General features: G+C 67.5%; 21 protein-coding genes and 2 tRNA genes. 11 read left to right on the top strand and 12 right to left on the bottom strand.

Annotated elements, in window-relative coordinates:
• Window positions 1-24: 24 nt before the first annotated feature.
• Entirely contained in the window at window positions 25-1002 is a 978-nt protein-coding gene (locus ACTJJP_RS01900; RefSeq protein WP_440773356.1) for an ABC transporter permease, read from the bottom strand.
• Window positions 1003-1016: 14 nt separating this feature from the next.
• Window positions 1017-2630, bottom strand: a complete 1614-nt coding sequence (locus ACTJJP_RS01895) for an ABC transporter substrate-binding protein (protein WP_440773355.1) — start codon at window positions 2628-2630, stop codon at window positions 1017-1019.
• Between the two features lie 301 nt (window positions 2631-2931).
• Between ACTJJP_RS01895 and valS the strand changes: the two genes are divergently transcribed.
• Window positions 2932-5499, top strand: a complete 2568-nt coding sequence (gene valS, locus ACTJJP_RS01890) for a valine--tRNA ligase (RefSeq protein ID WP_440773354.1) — start codon at window positions 2932-2934, stop codon at window positions 5497-5499.
• Complete coding sequence (locus tag ACTJJP_RS01885; RefSeq protein ID WP_116537153.1) at window positions 5499-5747, top strand: hypothetical protein; 249 nt, start codon at window positions 5499-5501, stop codon at window positions 5745-5747. The genes valS and ACTJJP_RS01885 overlap by 1 nt, the downstream gene beginning before the upstream one ends.
• Window positions 5748-5772: 25 nt before the next feature.
• Here the strand turns inward: ACTJJP_RS01885 and ACTJJP_RS01880 are convergent, their stop codons facing one another.
• Entirely contained in the window at window positions 5773-5994 is a 222-nt protein-coding gene (locus tag ACTJJP_RS01880) for a hypothetical protein (RefSeq protein ID WP_440773353.1), read from the bottom strand.
• A gap of 2 nt (window positions 5995-5996) precedes the next feature.
• Window positions 5997-6584, bottom strand: coding sequence for a winged helix-turn-helix domain-containing protein (locus tag ACTJJP_RS01875; RefSeq protein WP_440773352.1), 588 nt, complete (start codon window positions 6582-6584; stop codon window positions 5997-5999).
• 82 nt (window positions 6585-6666) lie between these two features.
• On the opposite strand from ACTJJP_RS01875, the gene ACTJJP_RS01870 reads away from it, so the two are divergent.
• The gene (locus tag ACTJJP_RS01870) at window positions 6667-8718 is read left to right on the top strand and encodes a M3 family metallopeptidase (protein ID WP_440773351.1); all 2052 of its coding nucleotides are present in this window, start codon (window positions 6667-6669) and stop codon (window positions 8716-8718) included.
• Window positions 8719-9088: 370 nt separating this feature from the next.
• Here ACTJJP_RS01870 and clpX read toward each other — a convergent pair whose 3' ends face one another.
• The 6 genes from clpX to ACTJJP_RS01840 all read right to left on the bottom strand — a co-directional run bounded on the left by clpX (window position 9089) and on the right by ACTJJP_RS01840 (window position 14299).
• A complete protein-coding gene (gene clpX, locus ACTJJP_RS01865; protein WP_440773350.1) occupies window positions 9089-10357 on the bottom strand; it encodes an ATP-dependent Clp protease ATP-binding subunit ClpX in 1269 nt (422 codons plus the stop codon).
• Window positions 10358-10584: 227 nt separating this feature from the next.
• The gene (locus ACTJJP_RS01860; RefSeq protein WP_440773349.1) at window positions 10585-11247 is read right to left on the bottom strand and encodes an ATP-dependent Clp protease proteolytic subunit; all 663 of its coding nucleotides are present in this window, start codon (window positions 11245-11247) and stop codon (window positions 10585-10587) included.
• A 23-nt stretch (window positions 11248-11270) separates the two neighbouring features.
• On the bottom strand, window positions 11271-11858 hold the full coding sequence (locus tag ACTJJP_RS01855; protein WP_440773348.1) for an ATP-dependent Clp protease proteolytic subunit: 588 nt from the start codon (window positions 11856-11858) through the stop codon (window positions 11271-11273).
• A gap of 78 nt (window positions 11859-11936) precedes the next feature.
• Window positions 11937-12425, bottom strand: a complete 489-nt coding sequence (locus ACTJJP_RS01850) for a tetratricopeptide repeat protein (RefSeq protein ID WP_440773347.1) — start codon at window positions 12423-12425, stop codon at window positions 11937-11939.
• A gap of 257 nt (window positions 12426-12682) precedes the next feature.
• On the bottom strand, window positions 12683-14152 hold the full coding sequence (tig, locus tag ACTJJP_RS01845) for a trigger factor (protein WP_440773346.1): 1470 nt from the start codon (window positions 14150-14152) through the stop codon (window positions 12683-12685).
• 73 nt (window positions 14153-14225) lie between these two features.
• Window positions 14226-14299 (bottom strand) — tRNA-Pro (locus ACTJJP_RS01840).
• Between the two features lie 182 nt (window positions 14300-14481).
• Between ACTJJP_RS01840 and ACTJJP_RS01835 the strand changes: the two genes are divergently transcribed.
• The 4 genes from ACTJJP_RS01835 (at window position 14482) to ACTJJP_RS01820 (ending at window position 17223) form a co-directional block, all read left to right on the top strand.
• Window positions 14482-14552: transfer RNA gene (locus ACTJJP_RS01835), tRNA-Gly, on the top strand.
• A gap of 146 nt (window positions 14553-14698) precedes the next feature.
• Entirely contained in the window at window positions 14699-15775 is a 1077-nt protein-coding gene (locus ACTJJP_RS01830; RefSeq protein ID WP_440773345.1) for a tyrosine-type recombinase/integrase, read from the top strand.
• 636 nt (window positions 15776-16411) lie between these two features.
• A complete protein-coding gene (locus ACTJJP_RS01825; RefSeq protein ID WP_440773344.1) occupies window positions 16412-17080 on the top strand; it encodes a hypothetical protein in 669 nt (222 codons plus the stop codon).
• Window positions 17080-17223 carry a hypothetical protein gene (locus tag ACTJJP_RS01820; RefSeq protein ID WP_440773343.1) on the top strand — a complete coding sequence of 48 codons (144 nt, stop codon included), beginning with the start codon at window positions 17080-17082 and terminating at the stop codon, window positions 17221-17223. The genes ACTJJP_RS01825 and ACTJJP_RS01820 overlap by 1 nt, the downstream gene beginning before the upstream one ends.
• Window positions 17224-17323: 100 nt before the next feature.
• Here the strand turns inward: ACTJJP_RS01820 and ACTJJP_RS01815 are convergent, their stop codons facing one another.
• Window positions 17324-17704 (bottom strand): hypothetical protein, encoded by a 381-nt coding sequence (locus ACTJJP_RS01815; protein WP_440773342.1) that lies wholly within the window; start codon window positions 17702-17704, stop codon window positions 17324-17326.
• Window positions 17705-18101: 397 nt separating this feature from the next.
• Between ACTJJP_RS01815 and ACTJJP_RS01810 the strand changes: the two genes are divergently transcribed.
• Window positions 18102-18338 carry a hypothetical protein gene (locus ACTJJP_RS01810; RefSeq protein WP_440773341.1) on the top strand — a complete coding sequence of 79 codons (237 nt, stop codon included), beginning with the start codon at window positions 18102-18104 and terminating at the stop codon, window positions 18336-18338.
• A gap of 3 nt (window positions 18339-18341) precedes the next feature.
• Here ACTJJP_RS01810 and ACTJJP_RS01805 read toward each other — a convergent pair whose 3' ends face one another.
• Window positions 18342-18530, bottom strand: coding sequence for a hypothetical protein (locus tag ACTJJP_RS01805; protein ID WP_440773340.1), 189 nt, complete (start codon window positions 18528-18530; stop codon window positions 18342-18344).
• 112 nt (window positions 18531-18642) lie between these two features.
• Between ACTJJP_RS01805 and ACTJJP_RS01800 the strand changes: the two genes are divergently transcribed.
• From ACTJJP_RS01800 to ACTJJP_RS01790, 3 genes are all read left to right on the top strand, one after another.
• Window positions 18643-20202 (top strand): hypothetical protein, encoded by a 1560-nt coding sequence (locus ACTJJP_RS01800; RefSeq protein WP_440773339.1) that lies wholly within the window; start codon window positions 18643-18645, stop codon window positions 20200-20202.
• A gap of 122 nt (window positions 20203-20324) precedes the next feature.
• Window positions 20325-21401, top strand: a complete 1077-nt coding sequence (locus tag ACTJJP_RS01795) for a hypothetical protein (protein WP_440773338.1) — start codon at window positions 20325-20327, stop codon at window positions 21399-21401.
• Complete coding sequence (locus ACTJJP_RS01790; protein WP_440773337.1) at window positions 21398-23011, top strand: hypothetical protein; 1614 nt, start codon at window positions 21398-21400, stop codon at window positions 23009-23011. The genes ACTJJP_RS01795 and ACTJJP_RS01790 overlap by 4 nt, the downstream gene beginning before the upstream one ends.
• The last annotated feature ends 479 nt before the right edge of the window (window positions 23012-23490 follow it).

Raw genomic sequence — 23490 nt, 5'->3', positions numbered from 1 at the left:
GCGCGAGGGCAGTGACGGTGACGCTCACGACGGCACCGCCGCGCGGACGTTCAGGGCGGCGGTCGCCGAGCGGAGTCGGGGGTCGATGAGCGGGACGACGATGTCGACCACGGTGTTCACGACGACGAACACCAGCGCACTCAACAGGATCACCCCGGTGATCACCGGCAGATCGCGGTCGGTGATGGCCGTCAGCGTCACCCGTCCGATGCCCGGGCGCGCGAAGACCGTCTCCACCAGCACCGCCCCGCCCAGCAGCGACCCGACGAGGTAGGCGGCCAGCGTCAGACCCCCCACGCTCGCGTGGCGCAGCGTGTGGTGCACGCTCTCGCGAAACGGGCTCGCCCCCCGGGCGCGCACGGTCAGCACGAACGGCTCGCGTTCAGCCGACTCGACGCCGTCGCGCAGCACCTGAGACAGCAGGGAGGCGACCGGGAGCGCGAGCGTCACGGCGGGGAGCACGATCGCCGCGGCATCCCGCGCACCCGATACCGGGAACCACCCGAGCTGGAACGAGAACACGCTCAGCAGCACCAGGCCGGTCCAGAACACCGGCGACGACAGTACGACGAGCTCGACCCCGGATGCCACGGCCCGACCCGCCCGCCCACGCACGAGAAGCGCGGACGCCAACGCCAGCACGACCGCGATGACGAGGGCGAGCAGCGAGAGCTGCACGGTCGGCCCGAGCTGCCGACCGATGACCTCGGCGACCGGCAGGCGCAGTTGGTAGGACTCTCCGAGGTCGCCACGCAGAAGCCGTCCCAGGAAAGCGCCGTACTGCTCGAGCACCGGTCGATCCAGCCCGAGGTCGGCGCGAATGCCGTCCTTCACCGCGTCGCTCACCTGCGCCTGCGGACCCAGCATGACGTCCACCGGGTCGCCCGGGATGATGCGGAACGCCACGAATGCGAGTGTCGCCGCCCCCCACAGGACGAGGACGACGGATGCCACGATCCCGCCGAGGCGCGTCAACAGCGCGCGCGGGCGAGAGCGTGGCATCCGGGGGTCGAGGGTCAGCCGACGGAGGCGGTGGCGAACAGCGGACGGCCGTACAGGTCGAACGTCAGGCCGCTCACGTCGGGACGCACAGCACTGATCAGCGCGGGGCTGTAGAGCGGCACGATCGCGGCGTGCTCGGCGTTCCACTGCTGCACCTGCGCGTAGACGTCGTTGCGAGCGGCGGTGTCGGTCGTCGAGGCACCCTGCTCCAGCAGCGCGTCGAGGGCGGGGTCGCTCACCTGCGAGGCGTTCTGGAACCCGTCGGTGGCGAGGTGGCTCCGCAGCAGATCGGCGTCGACGCCCGAGAAGCCCCAGTCCGTGACGTCGAAGGTCTTCGGGCCGTACTGCTCGTTGTAGGCGCCCGGCTCGAGCACCTCGCGCTGCAGGTCGAAACCGACCGCCTTGAGGTCGCTCTGCACGGCGTTCGCGAGCGCGGCGCGGTCGTCCGGCACGGGGGTCCAGGCGATCCAGCGGGCCGTGAGGCGCTGACCGTCTTTTGTGCGGATGCCGTCGGCATCCCGTCCCGTCCAGCCGGCCTCGTCGAGCAGTGCGTTCGCGGCCGACGCGTCGAAGGGCCAGGAGTTCTCGAGGCTCGCGTCGTAACCGGGGGTGGTGGAGCCGAGGATGCTCCACGCGCGCGGGTACTGACCGAAGAAGATCTCCTGCACGGCGGTGTCGACGTCGATCGCACGGGTGAAGGCCTGGCGCACCTTCTCGTCGGCGAACACGCCGTTCTTCTCGTTGAGGAACAGCGAGTAGGGCAGGCCGGGGTACTCGAGCGACTCCACGGTGTCGTCGGCGGGAACCTGGCTGACGAGGTTCGGCGGCAGGTTGGTCACGACATCGGCCTGGCCGCTGGATAGCGCGCCCACGCGCACCGACGCCTCGGGCAGGATGTCGACGCGCAACGTCTGGAAGCTCGGCGCCCCGGAGCCGTCGGGGCCCCACGTGTAGTCGTCGTTGCGGGTGTAGACGATGTCCTGGTCGGGCGTGTACTCGGTCAGCTCGAACGGGCCGGTGCCCACCGTGACGCCCGGGCCGCCCGCCTTGAGCTGGTCGGCCTTGCTCTCGAGCACGGCCGGCGAGTAGAAGCCGAGCAGCGACGTGCTGGCGGCCTGGAGGAACGGCGCGTACGGCTGCGAGAAGCGCACCCGGACGGTGTGATCGTCGACCACGTCCGTGCCGGCGTACAGCTCGCCGCCGAGCATGGATGCCGCCTGCGCCGACGCCGTCTCGGGATCGACGATGCGGTCGAAGTTGGCCTTCACGGCCGCCGCGTCGAAGGGCGTTCCGTCGTGGAAGGTCACGTCGTCGCGGAGCTGGAAGACGTAGGTCGCCCCGTCGTCCTCGACCTCCCACGAGGTCGCGAGCCAGGGCGAGAACGACCCGTCGGCCTCCTGGAAGACGAGAGAGTCGAGCACGGCGCGCTGGACCATGGCCGAGACGTCGAGCTGGCTGGTCTGGGGGTCCATGTGACCGGCCGAGAGGTTGGCTCCCTCGATGGCCCAGACGATCTCGCCGTCGCCGGAGGCCTCGGGGTCGGCGCCGGCGCACGACGACAGGGACAGGGCGGCGACCGCGGCGACGGCGACCGCCGTCAGAACGCGGCGGGCAGGCACAGAAGGCATGGAAAGACCTCGGAAACGTCGATGGGGAACCTCCAGCCTACCCGCGTTCCTGGACCCGGTGCGGAAACCCCGGGCGCCGCGCGCTCGCCAGCGGCGAACGCTCGCCCGCGGCTCGGACGGTCGTCCGGGCGCGCGAGTGTCCACGACACCCGGACGGTTTTCGTGCACTCCCGGGTGTTCTGGACATTCGCCCGGCCAAGGGCGCCCCGCCCACATCGCGGCCCGGGCCCCGGTATCGTGGATGCCACACCCATCAGGCACGCTCACACAGTGCCGCCCATATCGCTCGAGGAGTACCGCTATGGCCACGATCCCGGAAAAACCCGCGCTGGAAGGCCTCGAGCAGAAGTGGGACGCCGCGTGGCGCGAGCGCGGCACCTACGTCTTCGACCGCCTGCGCGCCGCCGAGGTCGGTCGTCAGGGCGTCTACTCCGTCGACACGCCGCCGCCGACGGCATCCGGAAGCCTGCACATCGGGCACGTGTTCTCGTTCACGCACACCGACGTGAAGGTGCGCTTCGAGCGCATGCGCGGCAAGACGGTGTTCTACCCGATGGGCTGGGACGACAACGGCCTGCCCACCGAGCGCCGCGTGCAGAACTACTACGGCGTGCGCTGCGACCCCTCGCTCCCCTACGACGGCGACTTCACCCCGCCGTTCGCGGGCGGCGACAACAAGAGCAGCAAGGCCGCCGACCAGGTGCCCATCAGCCGCCGCAACTTCATCGAGCTCTGCGAGCAGCTGACCGTCGAAGACGAGAAGCAGTTCGAAGACCTCTTCCGCGAGCTGGGCCTCAGCGTCGACTGGACGCAGACCTACCGCACGATCTCCGACGACTCGATCCGCACGAGCCAGCTGGCCTTCCTGCGCAACATCGAGCGCGGCGAGGCGTACCAGGCCCTGGCACCGACCCTCTGGGACGTGGACTTCCGCTCCGCGATCGCCCAGGCCGAGCTCGAGGACCGCGACCAGCCCGCCGCCTACCACCGCGTCGGCTTCGCCAAGACCGACGGCTCGGGCGACGTGTTCATCGAGACCACCCGCCCCGAGCTCCTCGCAGCGTGCGTAGCGCTCGTGGCGAACCCCGACGACGAGCGCTACCAGCCGCTGTTCGGCACCACCGTGCGCACCCCGCTGTTCGACGTCGAGGTGCCCGTGCTCGCCCACCCGCTCGCGCAGAAGGACAAGGGGTCGGGCATCGCCATGATCTGCACCTTCGGCGACGTGACCGACATCATCTGGTGGCGCGAGCTCGACCTCCCCAACCGCACGATCATCGGCAAAGACGGGCGGATCGTCGCCGACGCCCCCGACGTGATCGTGACGGATGCCGCGAAGGCGGCGTACGACGAGCTCGCTGGCAAGACCGTGTTCAGCGCCAAGAAGCGCATCGTCGAGCTCCTGCAGGAGTCCGGCGCCATGGAGGGCGCCCCGAAGCCCTTCACGCACCCCGTGAAGTTCTTCGAGAAGGGCGACCGGCCGCTCGAGATCGTGTCGACGCGCCAGTGGTACATCCGCAACGGCGCGCGCGACGCCGAGCTGCGCGAACGTCTGGTGGCCCTCGGTCGCGAGATGTCGTGGCATCCGGACTTCATGCGCGTGCGCTTCGAGAACTGGACCAACGGCCTCACCGGCGACTGGCTCGTGTCGCGCCAGCGCTTCTTCGGCGTGCCGATCCCGGTCTGGTACGGCCTCGACGACAGCGGGGAGCGGGACTACTCCCGTGTGATCACCCCCGACCTCGCGTCGCTCCCCGTGGACCCCACGGTCGATGTGCCCCCGGGCTACACCGAGGATCAGCGCGGCGTCCCCGGCGGCTTCGACCCCGAGCGCGACATCCTCGACACGTGGGCGACGTCCTCGCTCACCCCGCAGCTCGCCGGTGGCTGGCAGCGCGACGAGGAGCTGTGGAACCTCGTGTCGCCGTTCGACCTCCGCCCGCAGGGCCAGGACATCATCCGCACGTGGCTCTTCTCGACCATGCTGCGCAGCGCCCTCGAAGACGACCGCAGCCCCTGGACGGATGCCGCGATCTCCGGCTTCATCGTCGACCCCGACCGTAAGAAGATGTCGAAGTCGAAGGGCAACGTCGTCACGCCCGCCGACATCCTCACGCAGCACGGCTCCGACGCGGTGCGCTACTGGTCGGCGTCCAGCCGCCTGGGCACCGACGCGGCCTTCGACCCGCAGAACCCCACGCAGGTCAAGATCGGCCGCCGCCTGGCCATCAAGCTGCTGAACGCGGCGAAGTTCGTGCTGTCGTTCCCCGTGCCCGAGGGCGCCGAGGTGACGCACGCGCTCGACGCGTCGATGCTCTCGACCCTGGATGCCGTGGTGCGCGACGCCACGGCCGCCTTCGAGGCCTACGACCACGCCCGGGCGCTGGAGATCACGGAGTCGTTCTTCTGGACGTTCTGCGACGACTACCTCGAGCTCGTCAAGGAGCGCGCCTACGACCAGTCCGACGTGGGTCAGGCCTCGGCCGCCCTCGCGCTGCGCACGGCCCTGTCGACGCTCGTGCGCCTGTTCGCTCCCGTGCTGTCGTTCGCGTCGGAGGAGGTGTGGTCGTGGTTCGAGGAGGGCTCGGTGCACACCGCCGCGTGGCCCGAACCGCTGGGCATCGAGGGCGACCCGGCCGTGCTCACGGCCGTGAGCGCCGCGCTCATCGGCATCCGTCGCGCCAAGACCGAGGCCAAGGCCTCGCAGAAGACGCCCGTGACCTCCCTCACCGTGGCCGGTCCGAACGTCGAGGCGCTGCGTCTCGCCGAGGGCGACCTGCGCGCCGTGGGTCGCATCGAGACGATCGCCTTCGCCGAGGGCGACTCCACCACCGTCACCGACATCGTGTTCGCACCCCAGGAGGACTGATGCAGCTCGGAACCCGTTGGACCGCCCGTGAGCAGCCGCCGAAGGCCGTTCCCGAGGCGCTGCACGCGCAGATCGCCGCGGTCGAGGCCGCGCTCAACCCCGACGGCCTGAGCGCCCCCGCCCCGCGGTGGACGCTGACCTTCCTCGAGGGGCGGCCCGTCGCCGAGCTCGACACGGGCGTCATCGTGTCGCAGGACGCATCGGGCGAGGTCGTCGTGCGTTACGACGACGACGCCGAGTTCGCCTGAGTCGGCCGTTCTCGTTCGGGGCGGCTCACCGCACCCGCAGCGTGAACTCAGCCTCGGCGATCGGGGAGTGCCCGCGGTCGCGTGCGGCGCGGCGGGCGTGATCGCGCAAGACGCGTACTGCACGTGCCTGCATGCGGGTTTCTACGGCGCGCGCGAGAGCGCGCGAGAGGGCCAGGAGCGCTCGGTCCCCCGCGGTCGGCGAGAGGACGCGGGCCGAGGTGGGCAGCGACGTGGTGAGGGTGGTCATGATCAGGCTCCTTCTGCGGGGAGGGGGAAGACGTCGGCGCGCATCGTGACCACGCGGACGTCATCGCCGGTCTGATCGCGATAACGCTCGACGGTCTCTGAGATGACCGCTTGGAGGCGGTCTGCGAGGTCGGCCATCTGCGCGACGGTCAGCCGCGCACTGGCGGTCGAGATGAGGCTCTTGTCGAGCCACTGCTCGTCTTCGTCCCACCCGTGAGTTACGAACGTCATGAGCTGCTGCTGACGGAGGGTCAGCGTCTCGGAGTGCACGGCCTCCATCACGGCCCGGCCGGCCGGAGTCGTGGCCATCTGCGGATTCACCAGTGTCACCGACCCGGCGGGGCGTTCCCACCACCGCTCACGAGCCGTGCCTCGTCCCGGTACTTCCCGGATGAGGTCCTGCCGCGCGAGCGCACGCAGGTGGTAACTGGTCGATCCCGTCGATTCGCCGGTCAGCGCGGCCAGACCGCTAGCGGTCTGGGCACCGTACTGGCTGAGGAGATCATAAAGACGCACGCGCAGGGGGTGGGCCAAGGCGCGCAACGCCCCGGCGTCGAGGACGCGTCCTTCGGGGCGCTGATCTGTCGTCATGGTTACAAAGATATCTTTGCAAATAGGATTATGCAAATAGTCCTTTGCACTCCGGCGGGGACGGCGTGACTACGCTGGGACGATGACGGATGCCGTGACCAATCCCCTCCTCGCACCGCCCGCTCTCCCCTACGATCTCCCCCCGTACGGCAGCATCCGGCCCGAGCACTACCTGCCCGCCTTTCATGAGGCGTTCGCCGCCCACCGCGCCGAGATCGACGCCATCACGGCACAGGACGAGCCGCCGACGTTCGAGAACACCCTCGTGGCGCTCGAGCGCAGCGGCGAGCTGCTCGGCCGCGTCGCCCGCACGTTCTACACGGTGACGGGGGCGGACGGCACCACCGAGATTCAGGCGATCGAAGAGGAACTGGCCCCGCTCATGGCCGCGCACAGCGACGCGATCCAGCTCGACGCCGCCCTGTTCGCGCGCATCGCGGACGTGCACGCCCATCTCGATCGGCTCGATCTGGATGCCGAGAGCCGCTACCTCGTGGAACGGCACCACCGCGAGATGTCGCTGGCCGGCGCGGGACTCGACGACGCGCAGAAGGCGCGACTGACCGACCTCAACCAGCGCCTCTCCGTCCTCACCACGACGTTCGAGAAGAACCTGCTCGCCGACACCAACGACCTGGCCGTCGTGTTCGACGACGCGGCCGAACTCGACGGCCTGGGCGCGGGCGAGTTGTCGGCCGCGGCGCAGGCGGCGACCAGCCGAGGTCTCGACGGGCGGTACGTCGTCACCCTGACCCTGTACACCGGTCACCCCTACCTCGCGTCGCTGACCAATCGCGAGAGCCGTCGACGTCTGCTCGAGGCGTCGCGCTCCCGCGCCGCCCGTGGCAATGCCCACGACAACCGCGACGTTCTTCGCGAGATCGTGCGCGTGCGCGCGGAGCGCGCCGCCCTGCTCGGATACCCCTCGCACGCGTCCGCCGTGCTCGCAGATCAGACGGCGGGGTCTCCGGATGCCGCCCGAGACCTGCTGCGCCGACTCGCTGTGCCCGCCGCCGCCAACGCGCGTTCCGAGCAGGACGCCCTCCAGAACATCGCCGATGCCGACGGCATCCGCATCGAGGCGCACGACTGGGCCTTCTACACCGAGAAGGTCCGCGCCGAAAGATACGACCTCGATCGCGCAGCGCTGCGCCCCTGGTTCGAGGCCGAGCGCGTCTTGCGCGACGGCGTCTTCTTCGCCGCCGCGCAGCTGTACGGCGTGAGCATCGCCGAGCGTCACGACCTGCAGGGCTACCACCCCGAGGTCCGCGTCTTCGAGGTGCGCAACGCCGACGGCGGCGAGCTCGGGCTGTTCCTGCTCGACCTCTACACCCGAGACAGCAAGCGCGGGGGCGCGTGGATGAACTCGATCGTGACGCAGTCGGCCCTCCGCGGCACGGCCCCGGTCGTCGTCAACAACCTCAACGTGAACAAGCCCGCCCCCGGCACCCCCACCCTGCTGACGCTGGATGAGGTCACCACCCTTTTCCACGAGTTCGGCCACGCCCTGCACGGCCTCTTCGCAACGGTCACCTACCCGCACTTCGGCGGAACGGCCGTCTACCGCGACTTCGTCGAGTTCCCCAGCCAGGTGAACGAGATGTGGATCCGCTGGCCCGAGATCCTGACGAACTACGCCCGGCACATCGACACCGACGAGCCGCTCCCGGCCGATGTCGTCGAACGCCTCCACGCCTCGGAGGCGTTCAACCAGGGCTTCGCCACGAGCGAGTACCTCGCGGCATCCTGGATCGACCAGGCGTGGCACGGGCTCTCGGTCACTGAGGCCTCGGCCGACATCGATGTCGCCACGTTCGAGGCCGCCGCGCTGGCCGATATCGGCCTCGACAACCCCGCCGTGCCGACGCGTTACGCCTCGACGTACTTCGCGCACGTGTTCTCGGGTGGGTACAGCGCCGGGTACTACTCGTACATCTGGAGCGAGGTGCTCGACGCCGACACCGTCGAGTGGTTCCGCGAGAACGGCGGTCTGACCCGCGCGAACGGGGAACGCTTCCGCGACCGTCTTCTGGGCGTCGGCGGTTCGGCCGATCCGCTCGCGGCCTACCGCGACTTCCGGGGACGGGATGCCGAGATCGAGCCGCTCCTGGAGCGACGCGGTCTCACCGGCTGACACCGACCGGGTGCGCGGGGCGTGCGTATCGCCCCCGCACCCAGGACGGGGTGGCTCGTCGTCGCGCGCTTCCGCGTCGGACACGTGTTGCGGGTCGCACGCTCCGATGCGCGGCCCGCACACAGTGGTCTCGCGCGTGAACGCGACCGACGCGCCCTCGACTCGCGCGGGCACGTCCGTCAGCCTCGATGGCGTCGCGCGGGCGCGTCGATAAGGATCGACGCTCGCGCGTACGCATGGGTCAGGATCGACGCTCTCGCGCGGGCGCGCGGCTCAGGATGGATGGCGTCGGGCTCGCGCGCGGGTCAGGATCGACGCTCCCTCGCGGGCGCGCGGCTCAGGCTCGACCGCTCTCGCGCGAGGGCGCAGGTCAGGCGCTGCGGCGTTTCTGCGCCAGCACGATCGTCGGCTGGGCCCCGTCGTCGACGGCGGCACGGGTGATGACGACCTTGGCGATGTCGTCGGCCGAGGGAACATCGAACATGATCGGCCCGAGCACGTCTTCGAGGATCGCGCGGAGCCCTCGGGCGCCCGTCTTCCGCAGCACGGCGAGGTCGGCGATGGCCCGCAGGGCGTCGTCGTCGAATTCGAGCTGCACTCCGTCGAGCTCGAACATGCGCTGGTACTGCTTGACCAGGGCGTTCCGCGGCGCCGTGAGGATCTCCATCAGCGCGTCCTGGTCGAGCGGCGACACGGATGCCACGACGGGCAGTCGACCGATGAACTCGGGGATCAGCCCGAACTTGTGGAGGTCTTCCGGCAGAGCCTCGCTGAACAGGTCGGGGGCGTCTTCCTTGCGGTGCAGCGGAGCACCGAAGCCCACGCCGTGCTTGCCCACACGCGCGGAGATGATCTCTTCGAGGCCCGCGAAGGCACCGGCCACGATGAACAGCACGTTCGTCGTGTCGATCTGGATGAACTCCTGGTGCGGGTGCTTGCGGCCGCCCTGCGGCGGCACCGAGGCGACGGTGCCCTCGAGGATCTTCAGCAGGGCCTGCTGCACGCCCTCACCGGAGACGTCGCGCGTGATCGAGGGGTTCTCCGCCTTGCGGGCGATCTTGTCGACCTCGTCGATGTAGATGATGCCCGTCTCGGCGCGCTTCACGTCGAAGTCGGCGGCCTGCAGGAGCTTGAGCAGAATGTTCTCGACGTCTTCGCCGACGTAACCGGCCTCGGTCAGAGCCGTGGCATCCGCCACCGCGAAGGGCACGTTGAGGCGCTTCGCGAGCGTCTGCGCGAGGTAGGTCTTGCCACACCCCGTGGGACCGAGCAGCAGGATGTTGCTCTTGGCGATGTCGATCTCTTCGGCGCGGGCTTCGGCGGGCTGCAGCGTGCCGTGCGAGCGGATGCGCTTGTAGTGGTTGTAGACGGCGACGGCCAGGGCGCGTTTCGCGGCATCCTGACCGACGACGTACTCCTCGAGGAAGGAGAAGATCTCGCGGGGCTTGGGCAGATCGAACTCGGCGACCTCGCCGGCCGTCGACTCGGCCATGCGCTCTTCGATGATCTCGTTGCACAGCTCGACGCACTCGTCGCAGATGTACACACCGGGACCGGCGATCAGCTGCTGGACCTGCTTCTGGCTCTTGCCGCAGAAGGAACACTTGAACAGGTCGGCGCTCTCACCGATGCGTGCCATGCCGGTTCCTCCCGTCACCCGGCCCCCGCCGGTGTGTAGTCGAGCCTAACCCGAGCCCGCGACATTGGAGGGCATTGGGGCCGCGTACCGCAATACCCGTCTTGACGACCAGCACTAGGGACCCGCGTGCGCGCGCCGTGCGGCACCCTCGTCGATTTCTCCGCATCGCCCCGCACACGCACGAGTGCCCCGCCGGCTGAGCCGACGGGGCACTCGGAAAGGCCGACTCAGGCCGTCAGCGCGGCCGGCACGCGCTTGCGGGTGGTGAGCACCTGGTCGACGATGCCGTACTCCATCGCCTCGGCGGCCGAGAGGATCTTGTCGCGGTCGATGTCCTTGTTGACCTTCGCGACGTCCTGACCGGTGTGGCGGGCCATCGTCTCTTCGAGCCACGTGCGCATGCGGAGGATCTCCTGCGCCTGGATCTCGATGTCGGACGCCTGCCCGTGACCGGCCTCGCCCATGGCGGGCTGGTGGATCAGGATGCGGGCGTTCGGCAGGGCGAGACGCTTGCCGGGGGCGCCGGCGGCGAGCAGCACGGATGCCGCGGAGGCGGCCTGCCCGAGCACGACGGTCTGGATCTGCGGCGACACGTACTGCATGGTGTCGTAGATCGCCGTCATGGCGGTGAAGGAGCCGCCGGGCGAGTTGATGTACATGATGATGTCGCGGTCGGGGTCCTGCGACTCGAGCACGAGCAGCTGGGCCATGACGTCGTCGGCCGAAGCGTCGTCGACCTGGACGCCCAGGAAGATGACGCGGTCCTCGAACAGCTTGTTGTACGGGTCCTGACGCTTGTAGCCGTAGGCCGTGCGCTCCTCGAACTGAGGGAGGACGTAGCGGCTGGAGGGCATGTGGGATGCGGCGCCGCCGAAGGTGGGGATGTTCATGTCGATGTCCTTTTCCTCTCGCCTCAGACCGCTGCGGTTCCGCCGCCGCCGGTGACGTCGGTGGCGTGCTCGCGCATGTGGTCGACGAAGCCGTACTCGAGGGCCTGCTGCGCCGTGAACCAACGGTCGCGGTCGCCGTCCTCGTTGATTTGCTCGACGCTCTTGCCCGTCTGCGCCGCGGTGATCTCGGCGAGGCGTCGCTTCATGTCGAGGATGAGCTGCGCCTGCGTCTGGATGTCGCTCGACGTTCCGCCGAAGCCACCGTGCGGCTGGTGCAGCAGCACGCGGGCGTTGGGCGTGATGTAGCGCTTGCCCTTGGTGCCGCTGGTCAACAGCAGCTGGCCCATCGAGGCGGCCATTCCGATGCCGACGGTGACGATGTCGTTCGGCACGAACTGCATGGTGTCGTAGATGGCCATGCCGGCCGTGATCGAACCGCCAGGCGAGTTGATGTAGAGGTAGATGTCCTTCTGCGGGTCCTCTGCCGCGAGCAGCAGGATCTTGGCGCAGATCTCGTTGGCGTTCTCGTCGCGCACCTCGGAACCGAGCCAGATGATGCGGTCCTTCAGCAGCCTGTCGAAGACGCTCGTTGCCATAAGGGGTTCGGGCATGTGTGCTCCTCTTCCGGTGATCTTCCACGAATCTACCGGCGCGTTCCGGGGCGGGATGCCGTGTTCGCCGCGGGCGGATCAGCGCGGTTCTTCGGCGATTTCTCGCGCGTATCCGTTGACGGACCGGGTATAGCGCGACAGGTGCGGCGCGAGGGCCTGCAGGGCGATGGATGCCGCTCGCTCGGGCTCCCCGTTCGACACCAGTGCCAGTGCGTAGAAGGCGGCCGCCGCGTCGTGCAGGTCTCCGTGCGGATCGCGCTCGTACTCCCCGCGCAGCAGGTCCAGCGCCTCCGCGGTCTTCCCGAGGTTTCGGATCGTGCTCGCGAGCTGGATGGTCGCCCGCGTGCGACGCTCGTCGTCGAGACCGGTTGCCAGCGCCTGCCGGTACAGCCATTCGGCATCCGCTTCGAGGCCGGCCGAATCGCGGGCCCCCGCCCTCTCGAACAGCGCGATCGCGTCGTCTTCGGGTCGCTCGCGCGCCAACGCATCGATGCGCCGGATCACCTCGCCGGGATCGAGGGTCTCATCTGCCCAAACGGCATCCACCCTGTTCTGCCAGTCGTCCATCGCTCGTGCCTTCTTCTCCTCGTCGACGTCGCGAGAGTGTCATCGGCACCTTCGCGCGACGGTCGACTACCTCTCGTGAGCATCGGCCACACTTCGCGCGCGCGGTCGACTCCCCCGCTCGAGTGTCCACGACACCCGGACGCCCGTGGGGTCCGGCCCGGGTGTAGTGGACATTGACCGGCGTCTCGGGTCGCGCGGTGGCACCCGGGAACGCGGAAGGGGGCGGATGCCTCAGCATCCGCCCCCTTCGTCACGAATCACTCGCTGTCGGCGACCTTCTCGGCGGCCTTCTTCTTGGCGGGGGCGCGCTTCTTGGCGGGGGCCTTCTTGGGGGCCTCCTCGGCGGGCGCCTCTTCGGCCTCGACGACGGCGTCGGCGTCGGCCGCGGCATCCGCGATCTCCTGCGCCTCTTCGACGACCTCGTCCTCACCGTCGGTGGGCTCTTCGCCCTCGACGGCGACGAAACCGGTGAGGTCGACGGGCTTGCCGTCGGTGTCGACGACCGTGACCTTGCCCAGCGCGATGGCCAGGGCCTTGTTGCGGGCGACCTCGCCGACGAGCGCGGGCAGCTGGTTGCCCTGCTGCAGCGCGTTGACGAAGTCCTGCGGCGCCATGTTGTACTGCGCGGCCGACTGGATGAGGTACTGGGTCAGTTCATCCTGCGAGACCTGCACGTTGGCGTCTTCGGCGATCTTGTCGAGGACCATCTGCGTGCGGAACTGCTTCTCGCTGGCCTCGGTCACCTCGGCGCGGTGCTCGTCGTCTTCGAGACGGTTCTCGCCCTCGAGGTGGTTGTGCACCTCGTCTTCGATGAGCGCCGGCGGCACGGGGATCTCGACGGCCTCGAGGAGCGCTTCGATGAACTTGTCGCGTGCGGCGGCGCCCTGCGTGAACACCGACTGCTGCGAGACGCGCTCGCTGAGCGACTCGCGGAGCTCGGCGATCGTGTCGAACTCGGATGCCATCTGCGCGAAGTCGTCGTCAGCCTCGGGAAGCTCGCGCTCCTTGACGGCCTTGATGGTCACGGCCACCTCGGCCTCTTCGCCGGCGTGGTCGCCGCCGACGAGCTTCGAGCGGAACGTGGTCTCTTCGTCGGCGGTGAGCGACTCGATGGCCTCGTCGATGCCCTCGAGCAGCTCGCCGGAACCGATCTCGTACGACACGCCCTCGGCGCGGTCGATCTCGGCGCCGTCGATGGTGGCGACCAGATCGAGCTCGACGAAGTCACCGGTCGTCGCGGGGCGATCGACGGTGACGAGCGTGCCGAAACGGGCACGCAGGCGGTCGAGCTCGGCGTCGATGCCGGCCTCGTCGACCTCGGCGGCGTCGACGGTCACGGTGATGGTGTCGTACGCGGGCAGGTCGAACTCGGGACGCACGTCGACCTCGACGTCGACGATGAGGTCGCCCGAGAAGTCCTTGAGCTCGGGCAGTTCGATGATCTCGGCGTTGGGACGACCGATCACACGGAGGTCGTTCGCCTCGACGGCCGCGCGGTAGAACCCGTCGAGCCCTTCGTTGACGGCGTGCTCGATGACGGCGCCGCGGCCCATGCGCTGGTCGATGATGGGCGCGGGGACCTTGCCCTTGCGGAAGCCGGGGATCTGCACGTCTTTGGCGATGTGCTCGTAGGCGTGGGCGATGCTCGGCTTGAGCTCGTCGGGCGAGACCGTGATGTGGAGCTTGACCCGGGTGGGGCTGAGCTTCTCGACGGTGCTGTTGACCATGCGGTTCGTTCTCCTCGTGTGGCCCGCGCGCACGCGGGGGCCGGCTAGGCCTGTGGTCTGTGGGGCCGTGACGTCGGGGCGACAGGATTTGAACCTGCGGCCTCCCGCTCCCAAAGCGGGCGCTCTACCAAGCTGAGCTACGCCCCGGGGCGGCGCGCGGCACGCGCCGACGAAACGACCGCTGAAAGTCTAGTCGATCGGCCTGAGCGCACAGGTCTCGCCATCCAGGAACCGACGGGCGCGACCCGCCGCCGCGTTCGCAGGACCCGCGCGGGTGTCGTAGAGTGGTCGAGTTCGAGTTCGTCGCCCCGTCCAGGGCGCTGAATTTCGGGGCTGTAGCTTAGTGGTAAAGCCTCTGTCTTCCAAACAGATGATGCGAGTTCGATTCTCGTCAGCCCCTCTCCATTAAGTGCCTGGTCAAGCACCGTTTCCGTAGCTAGTTCAGCTCCTTCCGCTGGAGCTGATCGGCGTCCGTGGCCAATTCGTGGCCAATAGCCGTTCTCATGCAACCGCCTCCGGCGTAGTACGAACATGAACGGACGCAGCGTGGACAAGCGCAGCCATGGCCAAGGCCAGATCACCGCACACAAGGACGGCTTCAGACTTCGCTGGTCTACCCCGGAGGGTGGACGCAGCTCGAAGGTGCTGAGGCCCGCGACCCGGCGACAGGCAGAGCAGGAGCTTCGGCGCATCTTGGCCGAGGTCGACAAGGGCGAACACCAGGACGACCGCCGCGGGTCGGTCACCTTCGATGACTTCTGGAGGGACTGGCTTGCTCTGCGCGAGCTGGAGGTGAAGCCCTCCACATACAAGAACCTGGTGAGCATCCATCGCACGATGCTCAGCCCTACCTTCGGGAATCGAAAGCTCAACACCATCACGCGCCGATCCGTCGACGTCTGGTGGGCGCAGCACTCGAACCACCCCGTCCAGCGCCGCAACAGCTACTACGCCCTCAGAGGGGCGCTGGAGCAGGCGCTGGACTGGGGCCTGCTCACCGTGTCTCCGTGCAAGGTGAAGGACCCCGGCAAGGACGTCTCTGTGAAGCGTCCAACGTGGGGAGTCGAAGACTTCGATGCGGTCCTCGCGCACGTGGACCCGTTCTATCGTCCGGCGCTAGAAGTCATGTTCGCGGGCCACCTTCGACTGGGAGAGGTCATCGCGCTCGATTGGGCGGACGTGTCCCGAGACGGCATGATCACCGTCACGAAGCAACGCCTGGGAATGGGCTTCACCGCGGACACCAAGACGGGCCAGCACAAACGCATCCGACTTCTCCAGCGGGGCACTGACGCCCTCCAGGCACTCCCCCGGGGCTTCGGGTCCACTCCCCTGTTCGCAGGAGAGCGCGCCGAGCGGATGCCGCGACGCAGCCTCCAGGATGCCTGGAACGATGCCGTGACCGCGGCCGGTCTAGAGAACTTCCACGTGCACGACGTGCGGCATATCGGGCTGAGCCTGGTGGCGGAAGCTGGGGCCTCTGAGCGCGTCGTCCAAGAGCGGGCGGGCCACGCGAGCGCGACGAGCACAAGACGCTACCTGCACTCGAACGAGCGGATGCACGCTGACGCCGTGGAGCGCGTGGACGCTCTCGTGGCAAAGCTTCGTGAGAAGGCATCGTGACGCCGCGGTGCCCCGCCATGGGAAAAGCGTGCAGCACGGCGTACAAGACCTATGGGTGCCGCTGCCCGAGCTGCCGAGCATGGAAGGCGGCCCGGAGCCTGGACGCCTATTGGGGCAACGCTTCGGCCTTGCCTGTGGATATGCCCCTGGACATCGACTTGAAGGAGTTGGTGAAACTCGCAGACATCGCGTTTAGGGAGGACCCGTCTTACGCGCTCGACATCGTGGAGGCGTATAGCGCGAATAGGCGTTAATGCGTATAGGCAATAAAGAAGGCCCGGAATGTGTGGGACAACACTCCGGGCCTTCTGCATGTGCGGGAACCGCTCAAAGCTCCGTACAGCTTCGAGTGTAGTTCCAACACGACATCAATTCGAGCCACTGAGCATGGCTCAAATAGCTAAGGCCTGCCTGGTCCAACTAACTAGAGATCAGCTAGGGCCAATTAACTTATCCCTCCAGGGATAGAGAAGAAATCAAGGAATCTCCGCTCTTGCACGGGTGAAGAATTCGGCTAGGCTGTACTCAACAACTTCAGAAGCCGTGACTCCGTGGGACGGGTCAGGCGAGCGACTAGGGCTCAGGATTCCCAGCACCTCTTCCGAGGAAGCTGACGTACCTACCTAGGAACCGCTCATGAAACTGTTTCCCTACCCGCAGCCCCGACTGCATCTCCGTCGCACGGCCTCTTCCAATGGCTCTCCGGAGGCGTACTTCGATCACTCAACTCGCGTCATTCGATGGATGGGCCGCAACGCTCTTCGTCGTATCACCGAGTTCCGCAAGGCGTTCCGCCGCTACCCCACCGTGGACGAACTACAGAGCTGGCTTGAAGACCACTGCACCGCCGCACTGGATCACTTCGAGGACAAGTACGAGCGAATGACCCAAGACGCGGCTATCTACGCGCTCAGCGCGTACGACGAAGCCGCATACGACGTCATCGTGAAGCGCGCCAGCAAAGGCGGCAAGACCTCACGCCGGGGCAAGACGTACACGGTCGACCAGCTCCGCTCCGTGCAGGATCTGAGCATCGCAAAACAGGCCGAGGCCCTCGGATGCTCGCTGACCACGATCAAGCGGCTACGCGCCTCTGAGAAGGTCCAGAGCGAGGCTGAACAGCTCGCAGCCGCCCAGGCCGACTATGAGTCTTGCTTTGGCCCTGAGCACGCGCGTATTACGAGAATGCCTGACACTGTGCCCACGTCGTGGGTGGACGAAGTGCACGCGCTTGTGAAGATCGAGAAACGAGAACGCCAGGACGCCCTGAGCGCGGCCGACTTCGACGATCTGGAGGTGTCCTGATGGGCGCGGCAGACGACCTCAATTTGGCGGCTCTCCTGTTCGCCATTGCCGGAGATGCACTCGACGCCGACTCGCTCCGCATCCGGGCACGGGCGCAGGCAATCGAGATCAAGACGCTCGACACCATGGAGGACGCATCATGAGCCGTCTGCATCCCATCAACTGGGGCGTCCGTTCGTGGGTGTCCTTCATCGTCATCATGGGTGGCTGGGGCCTGCTGGGAGGTGTGCTGTGAGCAAAGGTCTAGCGACGACGACCCCGCCGAGTGGTCGGGTCGGGCAGGGCCGAGAGCTTGAATCGAAGGCGCTTAGTACGGAGCTTCTTCAGGTTGGGCTCTTGACGCCACGTCAAAAGGAAACGGCCCGTTCCGTGGGCCTCTGGCCCGTAGGCCATCGTGACGGTCAGCTTGTTACCGAACCCGGCTTGATCAGAGCGGGAAGCGGAGATTGCAGCCATGAGGTTATTGATGTCCGGCGCGAGCTTCGCTTCCCGGGCGACTCCGCTGCCACGGTTGATGGCGGTTGCCTGGACTTCGCGTTCCCCTTCTTCTGCCAGCCGAACGACGACGCTTGTCTCCCAGTGTGGAACGCGGGTCCGGTTACGCCAGAAGGTCGCGGCGCTCACAGCGAAGCTGCCTATCGAGACGATCAGTGCCCACCATCCAACTTCCACGAGCCACAACGTAGCGGGGTGAGGTACGCATGACGACGAAGCACGCCGACCCGCAGTGGGTGGCAGTCGTACGCATCCTTCGTGCACAGGTGCGTGCGTCATGGGCCAGGGGCGAGGAGGTCTATTGCCGTCGATGCGGTGGAGAGATCCGACCGAACCAGTTGTTCGACGCTGGCCACATCGATGCACACGCTGAGCCGAGCATCGAGAATGCCGCGCCCGAGCACAGACGCTGTAATCGCAGCGCGGGCGGCAAGGTCGGAGCCGCCATCACCGCAGCCAAGCGCGGCAAGTCAACCTTCATTCCACTTCCGTGGGCATAACCCGATTCCAGAAATAGGAGCACACCATGACGAACGCAGCAGTCACCGCACTGATCCAGACCACCCTTGCCGACATGCGCCCGCGTATCCGGATCACTGCCACCAACGTGGACACACTGACCACCCAGCTCGCAGCAGCAGAGGAAGAGCTGTCCAGCCTGGTCGATCAGTACAACTCATTGGCCGCATCACTGCCGCAGCCTGAGCAAGACGCAGCGTACGCGGCCATCAGCGCTGAGCTGAACCCCGACGACGCGGACTGAAGCTCAGTCTGTGTCGAGGGAACGCAGGAAGCGCGCCTCGTCCGCACGCTGTGCCCGGTCGGCAGCCAGAGCGGAGACCACAGCTGCACGGATCACGAAGAACGAGATCAGCAGGTTGAGACCGACGACCACTACGACGAAGACGCTGCCTCCGATGATCCAGCCAACAACCTCAGGAGGTAATGCACCCATGACCGTCACCCTATCGACCACCTCGACGCCGACCCGAGTTTTTTGGCGGACGGCATAGCAACCCCCGCCTCCGGCTCTATCTCGCTTCCCTTCCCCTGACAGAGGACCCCCCATGACCGTGCACCCGACGCTGGCCGATCTCCAGAACGAAGCCACGTGGCTGGAGCGCCGTTCGCTCATCCCAGCTCCCCTGGTGCCCGTCAACTTCGTCACGACCGAGGAGTCTCGGCGCGAGTTCCTGGAAGGCGCACGCCTTCTCCGACTCGACCAGCTACGCAACTTCGAGGGCGAGACCATCGGCCCATCCCCGGCACAGCTCGCAGTGGCCGACACCATCGCCGCAGGTGCGTCGCTGACAGCGATCCTGGAGCCCCGGCGTACCGGCAAGACCTCCGGTATCCAGGCCGTGCTGGTGGGCCGCTGTGCCCTCCGGGATGACTATCTGGTCGGCTGGACGCTGGCCACGACGGGCGCGAAGGCCGGTGAGCGATTCAAGAAGGACATCGCCGCCCCCCTGGTCCGCCTGTATCCCGAGAAGCGAGCGCGCGAGGAGTTCGTCAAGGTGGAGCTGTCGAAGGGATCGGAAGGTCTGGTCTTCCGCAACGGCTCCTACTTCAACGTCTACGCCCCCGGTGGCGACGGCTTCCGCTCCAACGCCTTCGACGCCGCGTGGGTCGATGAGGCCGGAGAGGCAGAACCGGCGCTGGGTGAAGATCTCGTTGCCGCCATCCGGCCGACGTTGCACACCCGCCACGGTGCGCAGTTCATCGTGTCCGGCACCGCGGCGAAGTACCGCGCCGGGAACCTGCTGTGGGATCACCTGAACGACCCCCGCGCCGTTGTGCTCCGTCACGGTGTGCCCGACGACCTAGACCCCCGAGCGCTCGAAGCCTGGACCGCCGACGAAGAGCACCCCCTGGCGCGAGTCCGCGAGCTGGTTATCGCCGCACACCCTGGCATCGGGTACACCACGCCGCTGGACGTCATCGAAGAGGACTGGAACACCCCGGCCATGCGGAGAAACTTCCCGGCCGAGATCCTGGGCCTGTTCTCGCTGGAAGGCTCTAACACCGCGCTGATCTCCGCACCGAAGTGGAACGCCGCCGCCAAGCCGATGAGCAACGCGGGCAAGGCCGCTCCCCGCAAGTTCGCCCTGGCCGCGTTCATTGACCGTGACTCCCTGTACGCCTCCGTCGCTGCCGCATGGACGGGCGCGGACAAGAAGATCCACGTGGGCCTGCTGCACCATCAGACGGGCGTACAGGGCTTCGCCACCGTGCTCTCCAAGCTGGCGAAGAAGCACAAGAAGGCAATCACCCACGACTCCTTCAGCAACGCCATGGCGGTGCAGCTCCGCAGCATCCGCGAGGCCCGTCCCGCACCACTGGAGCGCCCCCTGGGGTCCCGTGACGTGGCACGCGCTGCCGTCAACTTCGTGAACGAGATTAACGACGACAACCTCCGTCACCACGACCAGGCCGAGCTGAACGCTGCCGTGGACGTGGCGACGAAGCGCGCCTTCTCTACCGGCACGGGCTGGGCTTTCGGTCGACCCAAGGGCCGAGAGGATGCCGATATCACCGGCCTGGAGGCCGCAGCTCTCGCCGTTTATGCGCTCGATCAGGAGACGGACGGCACGGCGAACATCAAGGACGCCATTTTCTTTGCCTGACTTTCCACAGATATCTGTGGATAATTCCCATTCTCTCCCTATTCACGTTATGCTGAGACCGGCTGAAACAGACCTGTTTCCCGGCCCAATAGTCACTGCACGACTATTGGGAGACGGAACAGATGGGACTGTGGTCTTTCTTGACCGGCACTCCGTCGCCACCCTCTTCTTTCGGCGCTCCCGCCCTTGCCGCTCCCGGCTCCGGTGACTCTCTCGCTGCCGCAATCGTCGGCGATATCTTCGGCGCGCTGCCGAAGGAGCTGATCACTCGCGAGGTTGCGCAGCGAGTTCCGGAATTGAAGCGCGCCCTTTCCGCGCACCAGGCACTGGTTGCCCCTCTTCGTTTCGAGAAATACGAGAACGGCAAGAAGACCACAGCCCAGCCCTATTGGGTAGGCAATTGCGATTACCCCGGCATGTCCCGGTACATCGCGTTTAAGAAGCTCACCGAAGAGTTGTTCTGGGAGGGCCTGGCCGTTCTCGCCTGCCGCCTGGACACCGAAGGCCACGTATACGACTGGGTGCCAGTGCCCCGCTCGCTGTGGTCCATCGACAACAACACCCAGAAGGTCACCCTCCACGAGAGCATCCCGGCCGAGTTCCGCCAGCGCATCGTCCTGGTCCCGCTGGGTGCCAACGGTCTGATGGTCGACGGCATCGACAGCATCCGCCAGGCCCGCAAGTTGGAGCTGGCCCGACAGAACCGCCTGGACTCGCCTCCGGCGTCGACCGAGCTGCACATCACGGACACCAAGTACGACGAGATGACCCGCGAGGAGCAGGCCGAGCTGGTCGCCGCGTACGTCGAGAACCGCAATAAGTACAGCGTCAGCGTCACGAAGAGCTTCGTGGAGGTCAAGGAGCGCGGCACGACAGGCCAGCTTGACCTCTTCGAGGACGCCACCGCCAGCCTTTCCCGCGCTCTTGCCATGCACGCAGGCGTCCCCTCCAGCTTCGTCGAGTCCGCCGCCAAGGGTGGCGGTGGGGCCATGTCCTACTCCAACGAGAACGACCGCCACTCCGAGCTGTGGACCTACGGCTCCGCCGCGTACGCCTACGCCATCGTGGCGGCCCTCTCCGGGGATGACGTGGTTGGTCCCGGCGCTGAGGTCCGCGCCGATCTCTCGCACTTCTCCGTGCCCGCCCCCACCGCCATCGACCCGGAGGCCGGCGACGCCTCCACGGAGGTACAGCCATGACCGACGAGACCACTCCTGAGGTGGGCATGTTCTCCCGCGTGGAGAACACCCGCACCGTCCGCGGGCTCCTGCTGCCATTCGGTGAGCTGAGCCGCCCAAGCCTGAGCAAGACCGAGCCCGTCATGTTCAGCGCCGCAGCGGTGTCGCTCCCCCGCGACCCGTCCGCCATCACTCTGAATGACGAGCACTCGCAGTTCGCACCCATCGGCCGAGCGACCGAGCTGGAGGTCACGGAGGGCGGCATCGTCGCCTCCTTCTCCATCTTCGAAACCGACGAAGGGGACGCCTACCTGGCCAACCCCACGAAGCGGAAGTTGAGCGCCGAGTTTGGCTCCCTGGTGCGCAACGGTGCCAACGCCGTTCGCTCCCGCCTGACCGGTGCCGCCGTGTGCACCGAAGGCGCGTTCGAGTCCGCCGCCCTCTTCTCCCTCGCTCCCGGCGTGGATGCCGAGGAGACCACCGAAGAGCCCACCCCCAAGACCACCGACGCCGCGCCCGTGGCCGAGGAAACCCCAAACGACTCCCAGGAGGAAGTCATGACCGCAGCAGCCGCGGGCCAGATCCCCGCACCCCTCGCCACTCCCGGCGTTACCGCCCCCGTCGCGCAGGAGGTCGACCTTCACGCGGTCTTCTCCGCCATGGCCTCTTTGAAGGCTGGCGCTCAGTCCGAGGACAACGAGAAGGCCCTCTTCGCCCTCGCCGACATCAAGACCACCGGTACGGGCGCGCTTCCCGCCGCGGGTGTCGTCCAGCCCGCATGGGTCGGCAAGCTCTGGCAGGGCAAGGAGTACGTGCGCAAGTACCTGCCCCTGAACGCCCACACCTTCGGTCCCATCGAGATGGGTGGCCGCGCGGGCTTCCGCATCGACGGCACGGAGAACCTGGTCCAGAAGCGCACCACGGGCGAGAAGACGGAGCTGCCCACCGGCAGCGCCACGACCTCGCGCCGTGACTCGACCCGCGACAGCTTTGGCTACGCGGCCGACGTGGCTCAGGAGTGGGCGTACCTCTCCGGTGGCGCGGAGGTGCTGGAGGCGTTCTGGAAGGGCGTGGCCAACAGCTACGCGCGCATCACCGACCAGGAGGCGCTGGCCACCATGTTCCGCGTCGCTTCGCGTGACACGGGCGCGGCTCTCTCGCGCCGCGTCGCTCCGGGCTCGCTGCCCGCTGGCACCCCCGCCAACTCCGCGTACTACCCCGGCGTTGTCCAGCTCATCCAGGCCATCGAGGCCATCACCGACGCCGACGACGACCCGTCGTGGGCCGTCGTAAACCCCGTGCTGTGGTCGCAGCTCATCTACACGCCGAAGGAGCTTCTGCCCGAGTTCGTCTCGCTCCAGGTCGGCGTGGGCACGGGCCAGGCGAACGTGGACGGCAAGGTCACCGTCCGCAAGGCTCCCCAGTCCGCCTTCATCGGCACCAACGCCGCCAACCCGCAGGTCATCGCGGGCGCGAAGAGCGCCATCGAGTTCCGCGAGCTGGGCGAGACCCCCATCCAGATCGACGCCGTGAACGTCGCCAAGTTCGGCGTGGACCGCTCCATCGTCGGCTTCCTGGAGACGTTCGTCGTCCGCCCCGAGGCCACGGTCTTCATCGGTACCGCGGCGTAAGCGAAGAACGAGAAATAGAGGGGGTGAGCACGATGACCGTTCTGGGCATTGATCTGGAGAAGAGCAACGACCGCGACCGTCTCGTGCTCACCCCTGTCCTCTCGACGGGTGACGGCACAGGCGTACCCGGCCCCGCAGGCCCGAAGGGTGACACGGGCGCGCAGGGTCCTCAGGGCGTCGCTGGTCCTAAGGGTGACACGGGCGCTCAGGGCGTCGCTGGACCCAAGGGAGACACCGGAGCACAGGGTCCACAGGGCATCCAGGGCGCTAAGGGAGACACCGGCTCCCAGGGCCTCCAAGGCATCCAGGGAGTGAAGGGTGACACCGGAGCTACTGGGCCGAAGGGCGATACCGGAGCGCAGGGCATTCAGGGTCTGCAAGGCGTTCAGGGCGTGAAGGGTGACACCGGAGCACAAGGTCCCGCTGGTCCGGCCGGTAGCGGTGGCGGAGGAGCAGACACGACTGCCGACGCCGTAAGC

It is taken from the genome of Microbacterium sp. 22296 (assembly GCF_052045385.1).
In the GTDB taxonomy this organism is placed as follows: Bacteria; Actinomycetota; Actinomycetes; order Actinomycetales; family Microbacteriaceae; genus Microbacterium.
Note: the sequence above shows the minus strand (reverse complement) of the source record. Positions and strands in the feature narration are given on the sequence as shown.

Excerpts from the sequence above, each read along its gene's own strand:
- ACTJJP_RS01900 (WP_440773356.1), bottom strand. The coding sequence starts at position 1,002 with ATGCCACGCTCTCGCCCGCGCGCGCTGTTGACGCGCCTCGGCGGGATC.
- ACTJJP_RS01895 (WP_440773355.1), bottom strand. The coding sequence starts at position 2,630 with ATGCCTTCTGTGCCTGCCCGCCGCGTTCTGACGGCGGTCGCCGTCGCC.
- valS (WP_440773354.1), top strand. The coding sequence starts at position 2,932 with ATGGCCACGATCCCGGAAAAACCCGCGCTGGAAGGCCTCGAGCAGAAG.
- ACTJJP_RS01885 (WP_116537153.1), top strand. The coding sequence starts at position 5,499 with ATGCAGCTCGGAACCCGTTGGACCGCCCGTGAGCAGCCGCCGAAGGCC.
- ACTJJP_RS01880 (WP_440773353.1), bottom strand. The coding sequence starts at position 5,994 with ATGACCACCCTCACCACGTCGCTGCCCACCTCGGCCCGCGTCCTCTCG.
- ACTJJP_RS01875 (WP_440773352.1), bottom strand. The coding sequence starts at position 6,584 with ATGACGACAGATCAGCGCCCCGAAGGACGCGTCCTCGACGCCGGGGCG.
- ACTJJP_RS01870 (WP_440773351.1), top strand. The coding sequence starts at position 6,667 with ATGACGGATGCCGTGACCAATCCCCTCCTCGCACCGCCCGCTCTCCCC.
- clpX (WP_440773350.1), bottom strand. The coding sequence starts at position 10,357 with ATGGCACGCATCGGTGAGAGCGCCGACCTGTTCAAGTGTTCCTTCTGC.
- ACTJJP_RS01860 (WP_440773349.1), bottom strand. The coding sequence starts at position 11,247 with ATGAACATCCCCACCTTCGGCGGCGCCGCATCCCACATGCCCTCCAGC.
- ACTJJP_RS01855 (WP_440773348.1), bottom strand. The coding sequence starts at position 11,858 with ATGCCCGAACCCCTTATGGCAACGAGCGTCTTCGACAGGCTGCTGAAG.
- ACTJJP_RS01850 (WP_440773347.1), bottom strand. The coding sequence starts at position 12,425 with ATGGACGACTGGCAGAACAGGGTGGATGCCGTTTGGGCAGATGAGACC.
- tig (WP_440773346.1), bottom strand. The coding sequence starts at position 14,152 with ATGGTCAACAGCACCGTCGAGAAGCTCAGCCCCACCCGGGTCAAGCTC.
- ACTJJP_RS01825 (WP_440773344.1), top strand. The coding sequence starts at position 16,412 with ATGAAACTGTTTCCCTACCCGCAGCCCCGACTGCATCTCCGTCGCACG.
- ACTJJP_RS01820 (WP_440773343.1), top strand. The coding sequence starts at position 17,080 with ATGGGCGCGGCAGACGACCTCAATTTGGCGGCTCTCCTGTTCGCCATT.
- ACTJJP_RS01810 (WP_440773341.1), top strand. The coding sequence starts at position 18,102 with ATGACGAACGCAGCAGTCACCGCACTGATCCAGACCACCCTTGCCGAC.
- ACTJJP_RS01805 (WP_440773340.1), bottom strand. The coding sequence starts at position 18,530 with ATGGGTGCATTACCTCCTGAGGTTGTTGGCTGGATCATCGGAGGCAGC.
- ACTJJP_RS01800 (WP_440773339.1), top strand. The coding sequence starts at position 18,643 with ATGACCGTGCACCCGACGCTGGCCGATCTCCAGAACGAAGCCACGTGG.
- ACTJJP_RS01795 (WP_440773338.1), top strand. The coding sequence starts at position 20,325 with ATGGGACTGTGGTCTTTCTTGACCGGCACTCCGTCGCCACCCTCTTCT.
- ACTJJP_RS01790 (WP_440773337.1), top strand. The coding sequence starts at position 21,398 with ATGACCGACGAGACCACTCCTGAGGTGGGCATGTTCTCCCGCGTGGAG.